This window comes from Planococcus sp. ISL-109 (genome assembly GCF_018613655.1).
Taxonomy (GTDB): Bacteria; Bacillota; Bacilli; order Bacillales_A; family Planococcaceae; genus Planococcus.
This window is the reverse complement of record NZ_JAGGPW010000004.1, coordinates 587,649-604,705: the sequence shown is the minus strand read 5'-3', so window position 1 is coordinate 604,705 and position 17,057 is coordinate 587,649. Positions and strand designations below refer to the sequence as shown.

Annotated in this window: 20 protein-coding genes and 1 pseudogene; 1 reads left to right on the top strand and 20 read right to left on the bottom strand. The window is 48.2% G+C overall.

Translation table 11 applies throughout. The features are described 5' to 3' along the window. Positions 1-5 precede the first annotated feature (5 nt). Positions 6-953 (bottom strand): diaminopimelate epimerase, encoded by a 948-nt coding sequence (gene dapF / locus J7E21_RS04840; RefSeq protein WP_215105272.1) that lies wholly within the window; start codon positions 951-953, stop codon positions 6-8. A gap of 24 nt (positions 954-977) precedes the next feature. Further along, positions 978-2,054 carry an undecaprenyldiphospho-muramoylpentapeptide beta-N-acetylglucosaminyltransferase gene (locus tag J7E21_RS04835; RefSeq protein ID WP_215105270.1) on the bottom strand — a complete coding sequence of 359 codons (1,077 nt, stop codon included), beginning with the start codon at positions 2,052-2,054 and terminating at the stop codon, positions 978-980. 108 nt (positions 2,055-2,162) lie between these two features. Between J7E21_RS04835 and J7E21_RS04830 the strand changes: the two genes are divergently transcribed. Continuing rightward, the gene (locus tag J7E21_RS04830) at positions 2,163-3,512 is read left to right on the top strand and encodes an MATE family efflux transporter (RefSeq protein ID WP_215105268.1); all 1,350 of its coding nucleotides are present in this window, start codon (positions 2,163-2,165) and stop codon (positions 3,510-3,512) included. Here the strand turns inward: J7E21_RS04830 and J7E21_RS04825 are convergent. The 18 genes and pseudogenes from J7E21_RS04825 to J7E21_RS04740 all read right to left on the bottom strand — a co-directional run bounded on the left by J7E21_RS04825 (position 3,506) and on the right by J7E21_RS04740 (position 17,038). Then, positions 3,506-3,745 carry a hypothetical protein gene (locus J7E21_RS04825; protein ID WP_215105266.1) on the bottom strand — a complete coding sequence of 80 codons (240 nt, stop codon included), beginning with the start codon at positions 3,743-3,745 and terminating at the stop codon, positions 3,506-3,508. The two genes, J7E21_RS04830 and J7E21_RS04825, sit on opposite strands and share 7 nt — an antisense overlap. Then, positions 3,742-4,623, bottom strand: coding sequence for a CobW family GTP-binding protein (locus J7E21_RS04820; RefSeq protein WP_215105264.1), 882 nt, complete (start codon positions 4,621-4,623; stop codon positions 3,742-3,744). Before J7E21_RS04820 ends, J7E21_RS04825 begins: the two co-directional genes overlap by 4 nt. A gap of 58 nt (positions 4,624-4,681) precedes the next feature. Continuing rightward, complete coding sequence (locus J7E21_RS04815; protein ID WP_215105262.1) at positions 4,682-6,226, bottom strand: lmo1851 family serine protease; 1,545 nt, start codon at positions 6,224-6,226, stop codon at positions 4,682-4,684. A 106-nt stretch (positions 6,227-6,332) separates the two neighbouring features. Further along, complete coding sequence (gene deoD / locus J7E21_RS04810; protein ID WP_215105259.1) at positions 6,333-7,037, bottom strand: purine-nucleoside phosphorylase; 705 nt, start codon at positions 7,035-7,037, stop codon at positions 6,333-6,335. A gap of 69 nt (positions 7,038-7,106) precedes the next feature. Then, on the bottom strand, positions 7,107-7,325 hold the full coding sequence (locus J7E21_RS04805) for a YozE family protein (RefSeq protein WP_483313477.1): 219 nt from the start codon (positions 7,323-7,325) through the stop codon (positions 7,107-7,109). A gap of 178 nt (positions 7,326-7,503) precedes the next feature. Further along, positions 7,504-7,929, bottom strand: a complete 426-nt coding sequence (msrB, locus tag J7E21_RS04800) for a peptide-methionine (R)-S-oxide reductase MsrB (protein ID WP_215105258.1) — start codon at positions 7,927-7,929, stop codon at positions 7,504-7,506. Beyond that, positions 7,926-8,456 (bottom strand): peptide-methionine (S)-S-oxide reductase MsrA, encoded by a 531-nt coding sequence (gene msrA / locus J7E21_RS04795; RefSeq protein WP_215105256.1) that lies wholly within the window; start codon positions 8,454-8,456, stop codon positions 7,926-7,928. The genes msrB and msrA overlap by 4 nt, the downstream gene beginning before the upstream one ends. 17 nt (positions 8,457-8,473) lie before the next feature. Continuing rightward, complete coding sequence (locus J7E21_RS04790; RefSeq protein ID WP_215105254.1) at positions 8,474-9,052, bottom strand: YpmS family protein; 579 nt, start codon at positions 9,050-9,052, stop codon at positions 8,474-8,476. A gap of 8 nt (positions 9,053-9,060) precedes the next feature. Next, positions 9,061-9,858 (bottom strand): GDSL-type esterase/lipase family protein, encoded by a 798-nt coding sequence (locus tag J7E21_RS04785; protein ID WP_215105252.1) that lies wholly within the window; start codon positions 9,856-9,858, stop codon positions 9,061-9,063. A gap of 29 nt (positions 9,859-9,887) precedes the next feature. After that, positions 9,888-10,727, bottom strand: a complete 840-nt coding sequence (locus J7E21_RS04780; RefSeq protein ID WP_215105250.1) for a DegV family protein — start codon at positions 10,725-10,727, stop codon at positions 9,888-9,890. A 52-nt stretch (positions 10,728-10,779) separates the two neighbouring features. Further along, complete coding sequence (locus tag J7E21_RS04775; protein ID WP_251047786.1) at positions 10,780-11,505, bottom strand: lysophospholipid acyltransferase family protein; 726 nt, start codon at positions 11,503-11,505, stop codon at positions 10,780-10,782. Beyond that, positions 11,498-11,995, bottom strand: coding sequence for a dihydrofolate reductase (locus tag J7E21_RS04770; protein WP_215105245.1), 498 nt, complete (start codon positions 11,993-11,995; stop codon positions 11,498-11,500). The genes J7E21_RS04775 and J7E21_RS04770 overlap by 8 nt, the downstream gene beginning before the upstream one ends. Before the next feature lie 20 nt (positions 11,996-12,015). Further along, complete coding sequence (locus J7E21_RS04765; protein ID WP_215105243.1) at positions 12,016-12,957, bottom strand: thymidylate synthase; 942 nt, start codon at positions 12,955-12,957, stop codon at positions 12,016-12,018. A gap of 123 nt (positions 12,958-13,080) precedes the next feature. Next, entirely contained in the window at positions 13,081-13,674 is a 594-nt protein-coding gene (locus J7E21_RS04760; RefSeq protein ID WP_215105241.1) for a YpjP family protein, read from the bottom strand. Positions 13,675-13,930: 256 nt separating this feature from the next. Then, the gene (locus J7E21_RS04755; RefSeq protein WP_215105239.1) at positions 13,931-14,713 is read right to left on the bottom strand and encodes a class I SAM-dependent methyltransferase; all 783 of its coding nucleotides are present in this window, start codon (positions 14,711-14,713) and stop codon (positions 13,931-13,933) included. After that, complete coding sequence (locus J7E21_RS04750) at positions 14,710-15,147, bottom strand: BrxA/BrxB family bacilliredoxin (RefSeq protein ID WP_215105237.1); 438 nt, start codon at positions 15,145-15,147, stop codon at positions 14,710-14,712. Before J7E21_RS04750 ends, J7E21_RS04755 begins: the two co-directional genes overlap by 4 nt. Positions 15,148-15,495: 348 nt before the next feature. Next, positions 15,496-16,417: pseudogene (locus tag J7E21_RS04745) on the bottom strand (RNA-guided endonuclease TnpB family protein). A 318-nt stretch (positions 16,418-16,735) separates the two neighbouring features. After that, on the bottom strand, positions 16,736-17,038 hold the full coding sequence (locus J7E21_RS04740; protein ID WP_215105235.1) for a hypothetical protein: 303 nt from the start codon (positions 17,036-17,038) through the stop codon (positions 16,736-16,738). Positions 17,039-17,057: the final 19 nt, after the last annotated feature.

The window sequence follows — 17,057 nt, the reverse complement described above, 5'->3', positions numbered from 1 at the left end:
TTCCATCAAATCAGCTCTGAGGTCGCATCACTAATTTTCTCGATAAATTTTTCATAAGACGGTTGCTCTTCGTATTGCTTGACCAATTCCAGTTCACCATTTTCTAAACCATCGCCATAATGGAAGCGATACGCAGCAAGATAAGTCGCATTACCGCTCAGTTCTAACTCATACTGGCCGTCATTTGGTTTTACCGTACAGTTAACCATACCACCGGGATTATATACGGAAACGTTTCCGAACGGCACAAGCCCTGCTAAACAGCTGACAAGAGCCGATGCGGTCATTGCTGTACCACATGCATTTGTAAATCCGACGCCCCGTTCATACGTACGGACAAAGATGCCGGCTGTGATCGGTGTTACATAACTTAAATTAACACCGTCTGAAAAATATGGGTTTTCGCCGTTGAAATAAGCTGCCCATTTTTCTTGGTGGCGCGTGTTGCGCTGCAATTCAGGTTCGACAATGCCGATCAAATGGGGGTTGGGGACCGCCACCGCAGTAAACGGAATGGCCGGATCAACAAAAGGCAAAGGCTTCTGCTGCCACTCTGCATGATTTTCGTAAACCATCGGCAATTCCTCAAGCTTAAACGAAACCGGTGAAATTTCGACGCCGTAGATCTTTACACCCTCATCGATTTCCGGTTCTTTTTGGACAACCAAATCCGCTTTCAACGTCTCGATAACAGCTTGATCGACAGCGTCCCGTTCACAGACGAAACGCGCTACACAGCGCAACCCGTTTCCGCACATCGACGCCTCAGAGCCATCGGTATTGAAGACGCGCATTTTCGCCGCACAGCGCTCGGACGGAGAGACGGTCAATAACCCGTCAATTTGGCCATCTAAATGAGCCAATTGCCGCGTAATTTGTGGAAAATCTTCGCGGTCATCCCCTGCATAGAGGAAAAATGTGTTCATTGAACCGTGCACTTTGATTAATTCCATTTCGGCCACCTCTTCAAATCCAGTTTATTTCGCATGAGCAGCTACAAGTTTCGCCATTTCATAAGCGGTTTTAGGCGGCTCTGCTTCTGTCATCGCTTGAACCAATTGCTCTTCCTCGCTATTCAGGCGTTCGATTGCTTGCATAAAACTCTTAGCTGTCAGTTGTTCTTCTTCGAGCACGTGGGCAAAGCCTTGCGCTTTGAATAAATTGGCATTTAAGATTTGGTCGCCACGGCTTTTTTGTTTCGACAACGGTATGAGCAACATCGGCTTTTTCAGCGCGAGAAATTCAAAAATGGAATTCGATCCCGCTCTGGAAACGACCAAATCCGTCAAATGCAGTAAATGCGATAATTCATGCGTCACGTATTCGAATTGGCTGTATTTTTCATGGCCATTTAAGCTTTCATCTACATTGCCTTTTCCGCATAGGTGGATAATGTTGAACTGTTCGGTCAATGCATCGAGGTTTTCCCGGACGGCTTCATTGATTGGTGCCGCTCCCTGGCTTCCGCCCATTACCATCAATACTTTATGCGTGTTATCGAAATGGCACAATTCTCTTCCACTCGCAGCCGACCCGTCCAGTAATTCACTGCGGATGACGGATCCGGTACATGTCGATCTCTCTTTCGGCACGTGGCGCAAAGTTTCTTTGAAAACAGTGAAAATATGGTCTGCAAAAGGCAGCGCCAATTTATTGGCGAGTCCTGGTGTGACATCGGATTCATGGATGATGACGGGCACGCCCATCATCCGTCCGGCCATCACAACGGGAACCGAAACAAATCCTCCTTTTGAGAAGATGGCAACGGGTCTCACTTTGCGGATAATGTTCGTCGCCTGCACCAGTCCCGCAACGACACGAAACGGATCGCTGAAATTCTTCATGGAAAAATAACGGCGCAGTTTGCCGCTAGAAATGGCATGATACGGAACCTCTGGATACGACTCACGGATCAGTTCATTTTCAATTCCTGCTTTGGAGCCGATATATTCGATGCGGAACCCGAGGTTTTCAAGTTCTGGGATAATGGCTTGATTTAATGAAACATGGCCAGCGGTTCCGCCGCCAGTCAAAATTATTGTCTTAGTTTTCATCTATTGTCCTACTCTCCTATATATACGTGCTCGTGTCGAAATCACTTCGCATCGTTTCTATGATATACTCGTTTTATTTGGCACTTAGTGTATTGGGAGGCAATGAATATGTATGAAACCGCAACGACTAAAGAAAAAATGAATCTTTTAATGAAAATCGTCTTACCGATTCTCATCACTCAAGTCGCTATGTATATGGTGACTTTTTTCGATATTTACATGACCGCCCGCTACGGGACTGAAGACTTGGCCGGTGTGTCGATAGGATCCTCTTTTTGGGTTCCGGTCTATATCGGACTCGCCGGCATCCTCATGTCCATTACTCCAATTGTAGCACAATTGATGGGAGCCAAGAAAAAAGAAGGTGTCAAAGAAGCGGTCCAGCAAGGCATTTACTTGGCCATTGTCCTCGCTGCGACCGTTTTCAGCTTTTTCTTTTTCGGCATCGATCGGCTACTCGCATTCATGAGTCTCGAGCCGGCAGTCAATGATGTAGCAAGCCGTTATATATTCGCGATGAGCATCGGACTTGTTCCGCTGTTCGTCTATAACGCCTTGCGCTCTTATATTGACGCACTCGGTGCGACCCGTGTGACGATGTTCATCACCTTGATGTCGGCACCAATCAATGTCTTCTTCAATTATCTGTTGATTTTCGGAAACTTCGGCTTCCCTGAACTCGGCGGGCCTGGTGCCGGCATGGCATCGGCAATCACCTATTGGCTCGTGCTCGTCATTGCAGTGGTCATCATCCATACGAATGAACCGTTCAAGTCGTTCGATATTTTCCGCAATTGGCCGCGCATCTCCTTGAAAAGATGGAAAGAAATCTCCGGCATCGGTGTACCGATCGGCATTTCCATCTTCGCCGAAACGAGCATCTTCTCAGCCGTAACGTTCATGATGGCGGTGTATGGAACGATTACCATCGCAGCGCACCAAATCGCGTTGAATTTCGCTTCTCTTCTGTACATGCTGCCGCTGAGCATTTCGATGGGCGCGACGATACTCGTCGGTTTTGAAATCGGAGCGAAGCGGACAAACGATGCCAAGATATACAGCTGGCTTGGTGTCGCTGCCGCTGTCACCTTAAGCGTCATCTCATCCGCCATCCTGTATTTCCTCAGAGAGCCGATTGCTGCCCTTTATTCATCCGATCCGGCGGTGATTGAGCTGGCTGTGCAATTCCTCGTCTTCGCGGCGCTGTTCCAAGTGTCGGACGCTGTCCAAGCGCCGGTTCAAGGAGCGCTCCGTGGCTATAAAGACGTCAACATCACATTCATCATGGCGCTCATCTCCTACTGGGTCATCGGTTTGCCATCCGGTTATTTATTCGCCACGTTCACCGATCTCGGGCCATTCGGCTATTGGGTCGGACTCATTGTCGGACTGACAGCAGGCGCAATCACCTTATCGATCCGTCTATTACTTATTCAAAAAAAACTTGCAGCTCATTGAGCTGCAAGTTTTTTATATAGTTGGACCAATAATGTTTTTTCGTCTTCGCTTAAATCAGATTCTTCGATCCTTTGATACGCCAATTGCAATTTTTCATCAACCGATTTACGGACGCGCGGATGGGTCAATTCATCGTTCAATTCAATCCGCATGCTTGTTTCTAGTTCCTCATCAGTCGTGATTTGCTGGACAGCTTGGCGGTCCGGCCACAGCCGTTTGTAAGCATCGATCATGGCAGCACCAGCTCTTCCAAATTTTCACCAATCAGTACGAGCTGATTGCGCAGCTTCATGTATTCCGGCAACCACTGCACCATTCCATATGCATACTGGAACGCATGTGGGTAGCTATGTCCAGCTAGCGTAACATAGCCTTTAATCCGGTAGACTGTGTCCGGTAGATTGCGCAGCCATTCCTCGAACACTTCCCGCTCGACGGGCCGATCGAAGTTGATGATCTTCGTTTGGAGCTTGAGTTTTGAAATCGGTGCCTGTTCGACCGTTCCGCGCGACTGATGATTCATGCTTTCCAGCAATTGAAACGGCACTTTTGCGTGAACCGTCTGGACAATTCTCGCCGATGGGTTCAGTTGCTGGATTTCAAAAATCGCCTGGCTTTGTTCCGACTCGCTCAACAAGTCCATTTTGTTCGCCAACAGCAAATCAGCATGGCGAATCTGCTCGATGAACAAAGAGCGGACTTGCGGCGGCAATTGCTGGCGTTCCATAAAACGCTTGCTGTCTGCAACGGTGACGATTCCGCGGAAATTTAAGCGCTCCGCGAATAACGGCGAGAAAATGGCATCCAATGCTTCAACGGGATGCGCAGCTCCTGTCGTTTCGATCAACAGCACATCAAACTCCGCTTCTGCCAGCAATGTTTGGATTTGCGCTTCGGATTGCTCGGATCCGCTGCAGCAAATGCAACCGTCCAAAATCTCCTTGAGCGGAACTCCGTCGCCGACTTCTTCCGAATCAAAATTCATCGAGCCAAGCTCATTCATAAACACGGCTGGTTTCAAGCCTTTATCTTTCAGTTCTATGATCATTTTTTTCAGCAGCGTCGTTTTCCCGCTCCCGAGAAAACCGCTGAATAAATAAACGTCTACCATCAACTCATCCTCCCTATTACGTAAAAAGGCCCGCCAGCAGCGGACCTTTTTATACGGATCATTCTTCAGTTTCGGTCTCTTCTGCAGCTGCATCTTCATCAATTGCTTCTTCAGATGAAAGGCCTGCTTGTTCCATAATGATACTCGTGGCTTCTTGGAGCTGCGGATCTTCAGTATTGATCTTCTCACGCAGTGCATCCATAACAGCGTAAGTGCTGTCTTCTGTCAGAATACCGTTCGCTTCGAGGTCGTTCGCTTCCTGGAACTCAATAACTGCCTGCTCCATCTGTTCTTCAAATACGCCGTCGATTTCGCCGACATCATAGCCGAGAGCATCCAGCATTTTCTCTGCCGTTTGCACTTGCTCGGAAATGCTCCCATCTTTCAGTTCAACGGACACATCCAGAAACGGAAGCGATGCATATTCCGGGTAAGCTACTTCTTCATCCGGCTGAATGCCTTCATCGTGGATCCAATTGCCGTCCGGCGTCAGCCATTTGGCCGTCGTGAATTTCAAATTCGAGCCATCGGCAAGATCGTTGGCGGTTTGGACCGTTCCTTTGCCGAATGTTTTTTCACCGATCAATGTAATGTCAGCGGATTCGCTCATTGCACCTGCCAAAATCTCAGATGCCGATGCGCTGCCTCCATCAATCAGCAAAGTTACTGGGATATCCAATTTTTCGCCGCCGGTCGCCAAGTACACTTCCGGTTCTGCTCCTTTAGCCTGCACTTCGAACATTTCCTCACCTTCCTCGATAAAGAGGTTGGAAATATCAAGGGCTGTATTCAACAGGCCACCCGGGTTTTGGCGCACATCAAGAACCGCTGCTTCCATGCCTTGTTCTTCCATTTCGGCAATCGCTTCTAGCAATTCATTATACGTGTCTTCTGAAAAGCTCGTAATGTTGATGTGGGCCACTTGGTCATTGACCATTTCTGCATACACCGTTTCAATCGGAATTTCATCGCGGACAATGGTAATTTCAATTGGGTCTGCCGCTTCCCCTCGCTGGATCGTCAAGGTCACTTCCGTCCCTTTCTCACCGCGAATAAGCATGACCGCTTCAGTCGTGGAAAAGCCTTGAATGCTTTCGCCGTCCACTTCTAGAATTTGGTCATTCGGCAGAACGCCTGCTTTTTCGGCAGGAGAATTTTTGATTGGAGAAACGACGGTCACAAAACCATTGCGCTCCTGAACTTCTGCTCCGATGCCTTGGAAGCTTGAAGAAATGCCTTCCATAAACTGAGCTGCCTCTTTTTCATCCATATAATCCGAATAAGGGTCGCCAAGAGCATCGACCATACCATTGATGGCACCGTTGATCAATTCATCCTGCTCCACGTCTTCGAAATACTCGTCTTGAATCTGATCATAAGCCGAATACAATTTTTGGAACTCAACGCGTTCAGGCGTATTCACTTCCACTGCTCTTTCATCTCCGAACGTCAGGGCAAAAACGGTCAAACCCGCCGTCGCAATTATCAATGAGAAGACAAGCATTATAAAATAAAAGGTCTTCATCCGAATAAAATGAGGCTTTGGCTCTTCCGCGGTTTGCGGTTCGGGTTGTTGCTCTTCGCCTGGTCGCTTGTCGTCCATACTCGTTCACCACTTTCTTCATCACCTAACAGCAGGTATTGCAATACTTGCTGATCACTTGCCCGGGGTTAAAAGAAAAAGACTGCCTAGACAGTCTTTCCCTCTGTTAGTCTTGAATCGCTGCATCCAATGCGACAACGATCATATCGTTGAACGTTGTTTGGCGCTCTTCTGCTGAAGTCACTTCGCCAGTCAATAGATGGTCGCTGACCGTCAAAATCGACAAGGCTTTACGGCCGAATTTCGCCGCAAGCGTATACAATGCGGAAGACTCCATTTCAAGGCCGAGAATTCCGTATTGCGCCCATTTTTCATGCTCAGCATGTTCATTATAGAACACATCTTCCGTGAATACGTTTCCGACACGCAAATTCAACCCTTTTTCTATACCGGCCGCATACGCTTTTTGCAAAAGATCGAAATCCGCAATCGGTGCATACGTGATTCCGTTGAAAATGATATCGTTCATTTTAGAATCCGTAGAAGCTGCTTGCGCCAGAATCACGTCGCGCACTTTTACGTCCTGATGGATCGAGCCGCATGTTCCGACACGTATCAATTTCTGCACATCATATTCCTGCATCAATTCTGTTACATAAATGGAAATGGAAGGAACGCCCATACCCGTTCCTTGAACGGAAATACGTTTGCCTTTATAAGTACCGGTGTAACCGAACATATTGCGCACTTCATTATACAAAGTGACATCCTCTAGGAACGTTTCCGCGATGTACTTCGCGCGCAGCGGATCTCCAGGAAGCAAAATTGTATCGGCGATATCGCCTTTTTCAGCATTAATGTGGACACTCATCATAAAACCTCACTTTATTTTAGTCGATTTAATCATACTGTTTTTTATCACCGAGTGCAATGAAGACCCTCAACCTGCCTCGTATTCTTCCCACATCTGGTCAAAAGTGGAAGCCGTGAGGACCGGGTGTGCTTTTTCTTCGATATATTGGGATAATTCCTGGAAATCGCTGCTGGTTTTCGGAAAACTATGATCCAAGAACATCATGTCCGCAAACCGGGAATACTCGTCCTGTTCGAGCTTGCCCCGATATTTCAGCGCAAATTGGTAAAACGCACGCTCCATCATCGACCCCTCCTTTCAAATAAAGAGAAACTCCAATCAGCAGGTGTTCTTCATCCCCCTGATTGTTAATTGACCTGTTCGTACTTTTACGGGAAGTCAAATCTCCCACTTGTAGAAGTGGGGCTCTTGACTTGCTGTTAAAACAGGATAAAAAGCCCGGACCGAAGTCCAGGCCTGCACCCTATTCAAATAACTTCTTATACTCGCTGTAACCTTGTTGTTCCAGCTGGTCTTTCGGTACGAAACGCAACGCCGCCGAATTGATGCAGTAGCGCAAACCGCCCATTTCAGACGGGCCGTCCGGGAACAAATGTCCGAGATGCGAATCGGCAGAAGCCGAACGCACTTCCGTCCGCCTCATGCCATGGCTTGTGTCGAAGTTTTCTTTCACTTCTCCGCCTGCAATCGGCTTGGCGAAACTTGGCCAGCCGCAATGCGCATCGAATTTATCGAGTGAACTGAACAACGGGGTGCCGGAGACGATATCGACATAAATGCCGTCTTCGAAATGCTGGTCGTATTCGCCTTGGAATGGCGGTTCGGTGCCGCTTTCTTGCGTCACATGGTATTGCATCGGTGTCAGTTTCGCTTTCAGCTCTTCTTTCATGTTTCATCCCCCCAATGTCTTTGGATAAATGACTTGCGCCCAGAACCCGTCGCGTAGCGGGTATAGTGAGTTGGGTTTTTTTGGTAATAATCTTGATGATACGTTTCTGCCGGATAAAAAGGCTTTGCTTCCAGAATTTCAGTGGCGATCGGCTGATGGAATTTGCCAGACTGCTGCAAATCTTGCTTGGATTGTTCAGCTGCTAGGCGCTGTTCTTCTGTATGAACGTAAATCGCGGTTTTGTAAGAATCGCCGCGGTCGAAAAACTGGCCGCCGGCATCGGTTGGGTCAATCTGTGACCAATACACGTCCAGCAGTTTTTCATACGGATAAATATCCGGCTGAAACGTTATTTCCACAGCTTCCCGGTGGCCTGTCCGGTTTGTGCACACTTGCTCATACGTTGGATTCGGCAAGTCGCCGCCCGTATAGCCACTGACGACCGCTTCAATGCCGTCTAACGAATCGAACGGTTTGACCATGCACCAAAAACAGCCTCCTGCGAATGTCGCTTTTTCGGTTTTCATCGTAACCCTCCTCTAACTTAAGGTTGAATCGTTACTAATAGACGGATATCGTCTTCTTCAAGGTCGAACGATGTAACACGGATAGAAATTCCGTCATCCAAGGAAATTTCGGTAAGTTTCAGCACCACTTCTTCTTCTGCTGGTATGACTTCCATGAAGTCAGGCAAATCCACTGAGTCCCTAAGCAATTTTAACGCTGATTCAGGCGGGATGTCGAGCCGTCCGACTTCAACAGAGCGCTGCTCAAGCAGCAAATTGCCATCTGGCAATACGACCGGATCGAACGTCAACAGAATCGGCAAGGTCACTCGGAATAATGTCAGCTCTGTCGACAAGCTGACATTATCATTGACCGCTAGTCGCAGCGGAATCGGCTGGCCTTCCATCGCTTGTGCGATATACGTATTGGCGATGCCTTCGAAATCGGCTTTTGTCGTATTCACGACCACCGTATTTCCTTCAAGCGGCGGGCCGCTGTCGGCTTGATGGGACGTGAAATTATCAGATGGCGTCGTGATGAATATAAGAAATCCAACGACTGCAACAATATTCAGTATTAATAGAATCAAAAAAGCGAGACGCCACTTTTTCATCATTTCCACCTCTATCCTTGGTAGTTGATTCCGCATTGTTCCAGTGTCTCAAGCACCCGCTCAGACATTAAGTCATAGCCTTTGCTATTCGGGTGGAAAAAATCGGTATGGTACACGAGATTCTGGTTACCGACGAACAGATCGCTGACTGGCACAAAGCAAGCTAGCGGATCTTCTTCCACTGTTTCTGCCATGACACTGTTATAGCTGGCAATGATTTCATCGAATTCTTCCACTTCGTCTGTAATGAGTGAAAACGGATTGTAAAGCCCTACCACGACCAGAGGAGCTGTCGGATTGACCGAACGGATTGAAGCATAAATCGTCTCAAAGCGATTTTGGTAAAAAATCAGCTCTTCGCTGAACGCATCAATATTAAGCGAGAACAAATCCCGCTTGACGATGCGCATCACATCGTTGCCGCCGATGGTCATGAGGATATAATCCGAAACCAGCAGCGGTCCGGTGAGCGTGCCTTGCTTGAACAAAGCGAGCAGTTGATCACTTCTGCGGCCGCGTTTGGCTGTGTTTTCAAGCGCGATGCCTTCGACACCCCGCCAGCTAGCCATTTCCACGGCCAGCCGCCCCGCATAACCGCCCCGGTTTTCAGTATCCCCCACACCTTGCGACAAAGAGTCTCCGAGTGTTGTGATGATGACCGTCTGCGGAATAAAGTTCGGCGGAATCGTATAAGCGTTGACTTCCACTGGCAAGCGCGGTTCAGCTTGCTCCTTGCCGAAACTGAACGTCGATGCACATCCCGAAAGCATGAGTGAAACGGCAATGACAATATACAGGATGTGTTTCACGTTCGTCTCTCCTTTTTTCCTAATCTGGCTTACTCGGTATAATACATGAACCCGATCGCCCCGATGCCGGTATGCGTTGAAATGACCGGCGTCGTAAAGTCATAACGGATATCGGTGAAGCCGGTTTCTTTGATTTTTTCACGCAACGGTTCGGCCATCGCTTGCCCATTCGCTTGTGCGATACCGACGCCTTTGACGACCTTGCCTTTCGTACGCTCGACAAAATCCTTCACCAAATAATCGACGACTTGCTTATGGCTGCGCGCTTTCGCAACGGGCGCATATTCCCCATCATCGAGAGAGGCGATCGGTTTGATCTTAAGGAATGAGCCGACCAATGCACGACCTTTGCCGATGCGCCCCCCTTTGACCAAATTATCGAGTGTGTCGACGACTACATAAAGTTTTGTATTGCGGCGGATTTCGTCCACCCGCTCAACAATTTCTTCGACCGATCGGCCGGCTTTCGCCATGTTAGCCGCTTCAAAAACTTGGAAACTTAACGCATGGGAAATATAGCGCGAGTCGATGACGGTCACGTCGGAATCCGTCAATTCTGCAGCAGTGCGCGCCGACTCCACCGTTCCGCTCATGCCCCCGGTCATATGGATCGAGATGATCTGATCGCCATCTTTGCCCAGTTCGTCATAAAGCTCCTTAAAGACACCCGGAGCCGGTTGTGAACTTTTTGGTAATTCCTCTGACGTTTTCATCAAGTCGAGAAACGCTTCCGGTTCCAAGTCGACGCGGTCCAAATACGTGTTGCCGCCGATTTGGATCGACAAAGGCACGACGTGAAGCCCGCATTCTTTTATTTCTTCTGCTTTTAAATCAGCAGTCGAATCCGTTACAATATGAATTTTTGACATTCGATCACTTCCATTTCATATGCTTTTGGTAAACCTTGCTCATCTTTGTGGACTATTTGTGCGGCAATGACTCCAATGCCTGTTCGATGCGGCTTCTGACCAGTTCTGCCGCTTTTACACCGGCTTCACTAAGTTCTTCCAGTGAAATCGGCTCCAGCACTTGGACTGTCACATTGGCTGAATGTACGCGGTTATTGTTCTTTTCCATGATGCGGGAAGTTCCTTCAATCGCGATCGGCACAATCGGTACTTTCGCGTCTTTTGCGATGCGCATGAACCCCGCTTTAAATTCTTGGAGTCCCGCGCCTTTGCTTCTCGTTCCTTCCGGAAAAATCAGCACCGTATGGCCCGCCTGCAATTTCGCAATCGAATCGGTGATAGACTTAAAGGCGCTGCGCCGGTCGGTCCGGTCGAGGAATACGCAATTCATCTCTTCCATATAAGCCGGAATGACCGGGAATTTCCTCACTTCTTCTTTAGAGATAAAGCCGAATGGTTTCGGGATCGATGACAGCAGCACAGGAATATCGAAGTTCCCTTCGTGATTGCTGACAAACAGCACCGGGCCGCCCGGCAATTTGTCGAGACCTGTAACCGTAACTTTGCTGCCGGTACGCTTCATGATGCCTGTTGCCCATTTCTGGGGTTCACTATGGATGAGCCGGCTGTATTCTTCTGTGTCCATGCCGTCTTTTTGCTTTTTGAACTTCGCCAAGTTTTTGGCGGCGACAGGCAAATAACCGAACAAATAAGAAAATGTCTGCGCTGATTTAATCAATTGCTTGTCTTCCTGCATCCCGTTCATAGATCAAATAAGAAAACGGGATGCCGTTGGACTCGAGGCGCTCAGATTCTGACACCAACTTCCATTCCCTGCCGTATTCAGGAAAAAACGTATCCCCTGAGAACGGGCGGTGAATCAGCGTGATGTAGAGCCTGTCGGCGACCGGCAAAGCTTCACGGAAAATCTGCTCGCCGCCGATGACCATCACTTCATCGTGCTCGGTTTCGGCCAGTTTGATGGCGTCATCTAAATTATGGACGATGTCGACACCGTCTGCTTTATAGTCTTTATTGCGGGTCACGACAATATTGCGCCGCTTCGGCAAGGGCCGTCCAATCGATTCGAACGTATTGCGCCCCATTACCATGCCTTTGCCGATTGTATGTTTTTTAAAATAAGCTAAATCTTCCGGAATATGCCAAGGCAATTGATTGTCCTTGCCGATAACATACTCTGGATCATGCGCCACCATCATTGAAATCATGCTTTTTCCCCCTCGGCCTTCTATACAGCGACAGGCGCTTTGATCCGCGGATGCGGGTCGTAGCCTTCGAGCTTAATATCTTCCATCTCCATGTCGAACATCGACTTGCCTTCAGTCAATTTCAATGCCGGCAACGTACGCGGCTCTCTGCTTAATTGCTCACGGACTTGATCCAGATGATTCACGTAAAGGTGTGTGTCGCCGGTCGTGTGAATGAATTCTCCGGGCTCCAAACCGCATTCGCGCGCTACGAGATGCGTCAGGAGCGCATAGGAGGCGATATTGAACGGCACACCGAGAAAGACGTCCGCACTGCGTTGGTATAGCTGGCACGACAATTTGCCGTCTGCCACATAAAACTGGAACATGATGTGGCATGGCGGCAGCGCCATGTCATCGATGAATTCAGGATTCCAGGCGGTCACCAAATGGCGTCTCGAATCCGGGTTGTTTTTGATCGATTCGACGACGTTTTTCAGTTGGTCGAGCTGACCGCCGTCCGTCTTCGCCCATGAGCGCCACTGCTTGCCGTAAACGGGGCCGAGGTCACCGTATTTGTGCGCAAACTCATCATCCTGCAGGATCTTTTCCTGGAACTTTGACATCTGCTCTTTATAGATTTCAGCAAATTCCGGGTCGCGCTGTGCACGCCGTCCGAAATCAATCATATCGGGTCCGTTGTATTCAGGACTTTCCACCCACTGGGAAAATGCCCACTCGTCCCAAATATGGTTATTGTCTTTTAATAAAGTTTGAACGTTCGTGTCGCCTTTGATGAACCATAAAAGTTCTGAGACGATGAGGCGGAACGCTGTTTTCTTCGTCGTCATCAACGGAAAGCCTTGCGCTAAATCAAAGCGCATCTGATGGCCAAACACGCTCAACGTCCCGGTTCCGGTACGATCTTCTTTTTTTGCGCCTTGTTCTAAAATATGTTCGCATAACGCTAAATATTGTCTCATGCAATTACCTCCATTATTAGTATCATCATAACAAAAACAAGTAAAATAACAAAAACATTAAGAGTAACATAAAAAAATAAAAATTCCATAACAATAAGAAAAACCGTTATAATGATAACGGTTTTACGACAGCCATTTCGGCGGGGTATCTTTTGACCAATAGATATCCCCGATGCTGATATGGCGCTGGTATTGATCGCTCGCTAAATGGTAATGGAAATTGAACGAATAGCCTTCGAGCGGTTTCTTTTCAGTGCGGACGTGGAAGCGGATTTCATCTTTGCCGCTGGCTTTATGGTAGACGTGGAAAATTTTTTCCGCATGGTCACCGGATGGCTTTTCGGAAATCGCCAAATTGCACAAGTTCTCTTTGCCGTAAACCGAAAGTTCCGTGTCGATGACTTGCTGTATCGCCGGCAAAATGCGCGTGCGGAATTCCGCATCGATCACCGGCCCGATGCGCGAACCGAACTTCACATACGACTGCTCTTCTGCAGCCGAGCGAAAATCAGCGAGAATTGTGTCGGTTGTGACATAATATTCTGCAGGATCGATCCATTCAAGCGTATATTCTTTCGTTTGCCCTTGGCTGGCATGCGATTTCGGAATATCGTCTTCTTCGAGCAAAGACTCCCAAATCATATGGTTCGGTGTAATGGCTCCAAGCGTCAGGACCGTTACAGCAATCATCAAGGACTTCTGCCACCAACTCTTCACTGAACATCACCTTCAATTTCGAACATTTTGTCAAGCTTTCTATATGTAATAAACGATTTTTGGTTGGAAAGGTTTCATCTTGTTCCAATTCATTGTACAATAAAGTGAGTAAGTACGCCTTGTTTTTTTAAAAAGGAGGAATTTTTATGGACGCGTCATTATTGATCGGATTGGGTCTATTGTTTATGCTTGTGTTTTTGACATCGCTTTCGTATACAGACTAAAAATAAAAAAATCTCCCAAATGGGAGATTTTTTTATTGGCTTTTATTTATCTGAATGACCCCAAAATGAAACTTCGTATTCGGCCGCACGCGCCGCGTAAATCCGAACGCTTCGAAATCGGTGGAGCGGAAATGAGCTTTCAGCACGACGCTTTTTCTTGCGACACGGACGGCTTCCGCTACCCACTGTTCCGTTAACTGGCCGTGGTCCGCATTGTTCCGGAGCGGTGCGAAATTCGACGCTTCCGTGATCCTTTCGGTGAACATCGGATCCATATAGACAACATCAAACGAATCGGTTTCGAGACCTTTCAAATAACTGAGCGCATTCATTGATACGACTTCGATGCGCCTCATCGACTTATGCAACTTCGGCATGTCCTGATAGCTTTTCAAGCCTTCCTGAACGATATGGGCGATGACAGTGTCGCTCTCACAACCGACAACACGCCCCGCTTCCCCCACGACCAGTGAGGCAATCAAAGCATCACTTGCCATGCCGAGCGTGCAGTCCAAAAATGCATCGCCCGGTAGGAGTCCTGACATTTCGATGAGCGGATCTGCTCCGAGCGGCCGCTTCGAGCGAAATGCCGCAGAATTGGGATGAAAAAAGAACGGCTCGCTTTGTCCGACTGGATAAAGCTCGAGCCGTTCTTTTTTGCAGACGATGACGTCTCCCTTTTCCTCTTCGTGCATGCGGAAAATCGTCCGTTTGCTGCGTTCAACGGCGCTCACACCGAGCGAAGCTGCCGTCGATTGTGCACGGCGTTTCGTCTCGTCTGTCGGCCGGTAAGCGGTCGTGACGACTGTCTTCACTCGGCTGTCGCCTCATCAAGTGCTTGTTTCACTGCATCACGCACTTGCTCCATTTCAAAGCCTTCGATTTCCTCGCGCGGAATAAAATGCGCAAGCTGCCCGTCTTTCAAAACGGCGATCGATGGAGAAGACGGCGGCACTTCCTCGAAATATTGGCGCATCTGAGCAGTCGCTTCCTTGTCTTGTCCTGCGAATACCGTCACCAAATGTTCCGGCTTGCGCTCTGCCAGTTCCACCGCTTCGCGCACAGCTGGACGTGCCAGCCCTGCCGCACAGCCGCAGATCGAGTTGATGATGACCAAGCTCACGCCTTGCGAGCTGCTCATATGTTCATTCACTTCGTCCGAAGTCGTCAGCTCCGTGAATCCGGCTTGTGTTAATTCTTTGCGCATTGGGACTACAATGCCTTTCATGTACTCATCGTATGCGTTCATATATCTCCCTGCTTTCTTTAATAGTTTTCTGTTGGCTTAGGTTTATGTCTACAGTTATTATTCTAACTTAGTTCATGCTTATTTTCATTTATTCGGACACCTTATATTTCTATTACTTACTTTTTCAATTCTATAGCAAGATATTCTTTGTAGTAGTTTATGGAATCTGCTTTGATGAATCGTTGGCACCTCAGTCAGTTTCCACACTTGTCGAGCTCTCCCCAAACAAATAACCCTTGAGATACAAGCTTATAATAGCCGCTTTATCTTGAACTACTCCCACTTTAACGCTAAGCGTTTTGAAGTGAGAGATTCCTAAGAACACCAACTAGGCAGTCGGTTGCTTGATTAGGCGAGCCCCGCAGTTCCTGCGGTTAGGAGGCGCATGGCTTCCTGTTTGATATTGATACTGGCGTTCAGATCCCGCTCGTGATGCGCCGTACAGGACGGGCAGTCCCACTGGCGCAGGGCGAGACGCTTCACTTCTTTGTGCTGGTGTCCGCAGCTCGAGCACAGCTGGCTCGAGGCAAAGGTTCTGCCGACCGCCACGACGTGTTTGCCGTACCAGTTTGCTTTGTATTCGAGCATGCGGCGGAATTCCGACCAGCTGGCGTCACTGATGCCTTTGGCGAGGTGACGGGTTTGGAGCATGGCGACTACCTGCAAATCCTCGATGCCGATCAGGTCGTGCCGTCGGACAAAACGGCGAATTGTTTGCGGCCCACGTCGATGCCACCGCCGAACCCATTTTTGGCAGTTCCTGAACTTCGGTCTCCACGACCAGTGACACGTAATAGACGCCGCTCGGTTTGCGCCGGACTGTGGCGCTCAGGATGCGTCCGTCGATCTCCCGGCTGTTGGCCACACGGACCCAGCCCAGTTTCGGCAGCTTGACCTTCTGTCCATCAAGCGCGCTATTGCCGTTCGTGAATTTGGTCGTGTAGGATTGGACCGAATTTTTTTTGGACTTGAAACGGGGTTTTTTATTTTGTTTTTTCCACAGTCGTTTAAATGCCTCCTCTAAGTTCCGGAGGGAAGACTGTAGGGCGGTGCTGTCGACTTCCTTCAGCCAAAGCAACTCTTTCTTCAACCGGGTCAGCTGCGCGGAACAGTTGATGTAACCTAAGGCTTTTCCGTTCTCTTCAAAAGTGGTATTCCTGTGATCCAGAAAGTGATTGAACACAAAGCGGCTGCAGCCGATGGTCTTGACGATCAGCACTTGCTGTTTTTGGTTGGGGTAGAGTCGAAACTTGTACGCTTTGTGGACCATCACAGCAGGCCACCTCCTTACCAGCACCACACCTAGAACGCATGTTCTTTTAACCGTGAAAACGAAAAAAAAAAGCGATTCATCCCCCCACCTATGCATAGCGTTGAGGTAACGGTCTTCTCGCTAATGATGATAAAAAAGATCGAAAACCTTACAGCTGAAGACCATCAACTCATCCAATCGTATTTGAAGAAGAAATTGTAGAGAGATCACCCATCCCCGCAGCAAGTAAAAACTAGTCCTATTTCTTCAAACAAAAAAGTTAGCGGGTTGTGAAAATCACAACCCGCTAACTTTTTTACTTACTTATCTTAAAACCTATTTCCCTTTAAAGCGTTTATTGATAAACGACAGCATATCTCCGAAACTATCGTAATGAAACCAGTCATAGCGCATTTTTTGATCGACTTCGCCGTCGTCGTTGATGTGCATGGAATTGGCGCTCAGCTGAAGAATGTCGGTATCCTTCACATCCGTCGGTTCTTCCTTGAATGCATGGTCGGCGAACTGTGTTTTCACCGATTCGTAAAACTTGTCGCGCTTATTTTCCTGGTCGAATTCCCACGATTCGTATTTGCCGCGGCATAATACTTCTATTGAATATATTTGTTTTTCAGCCATTTTCTCTCTCCTCCACGTA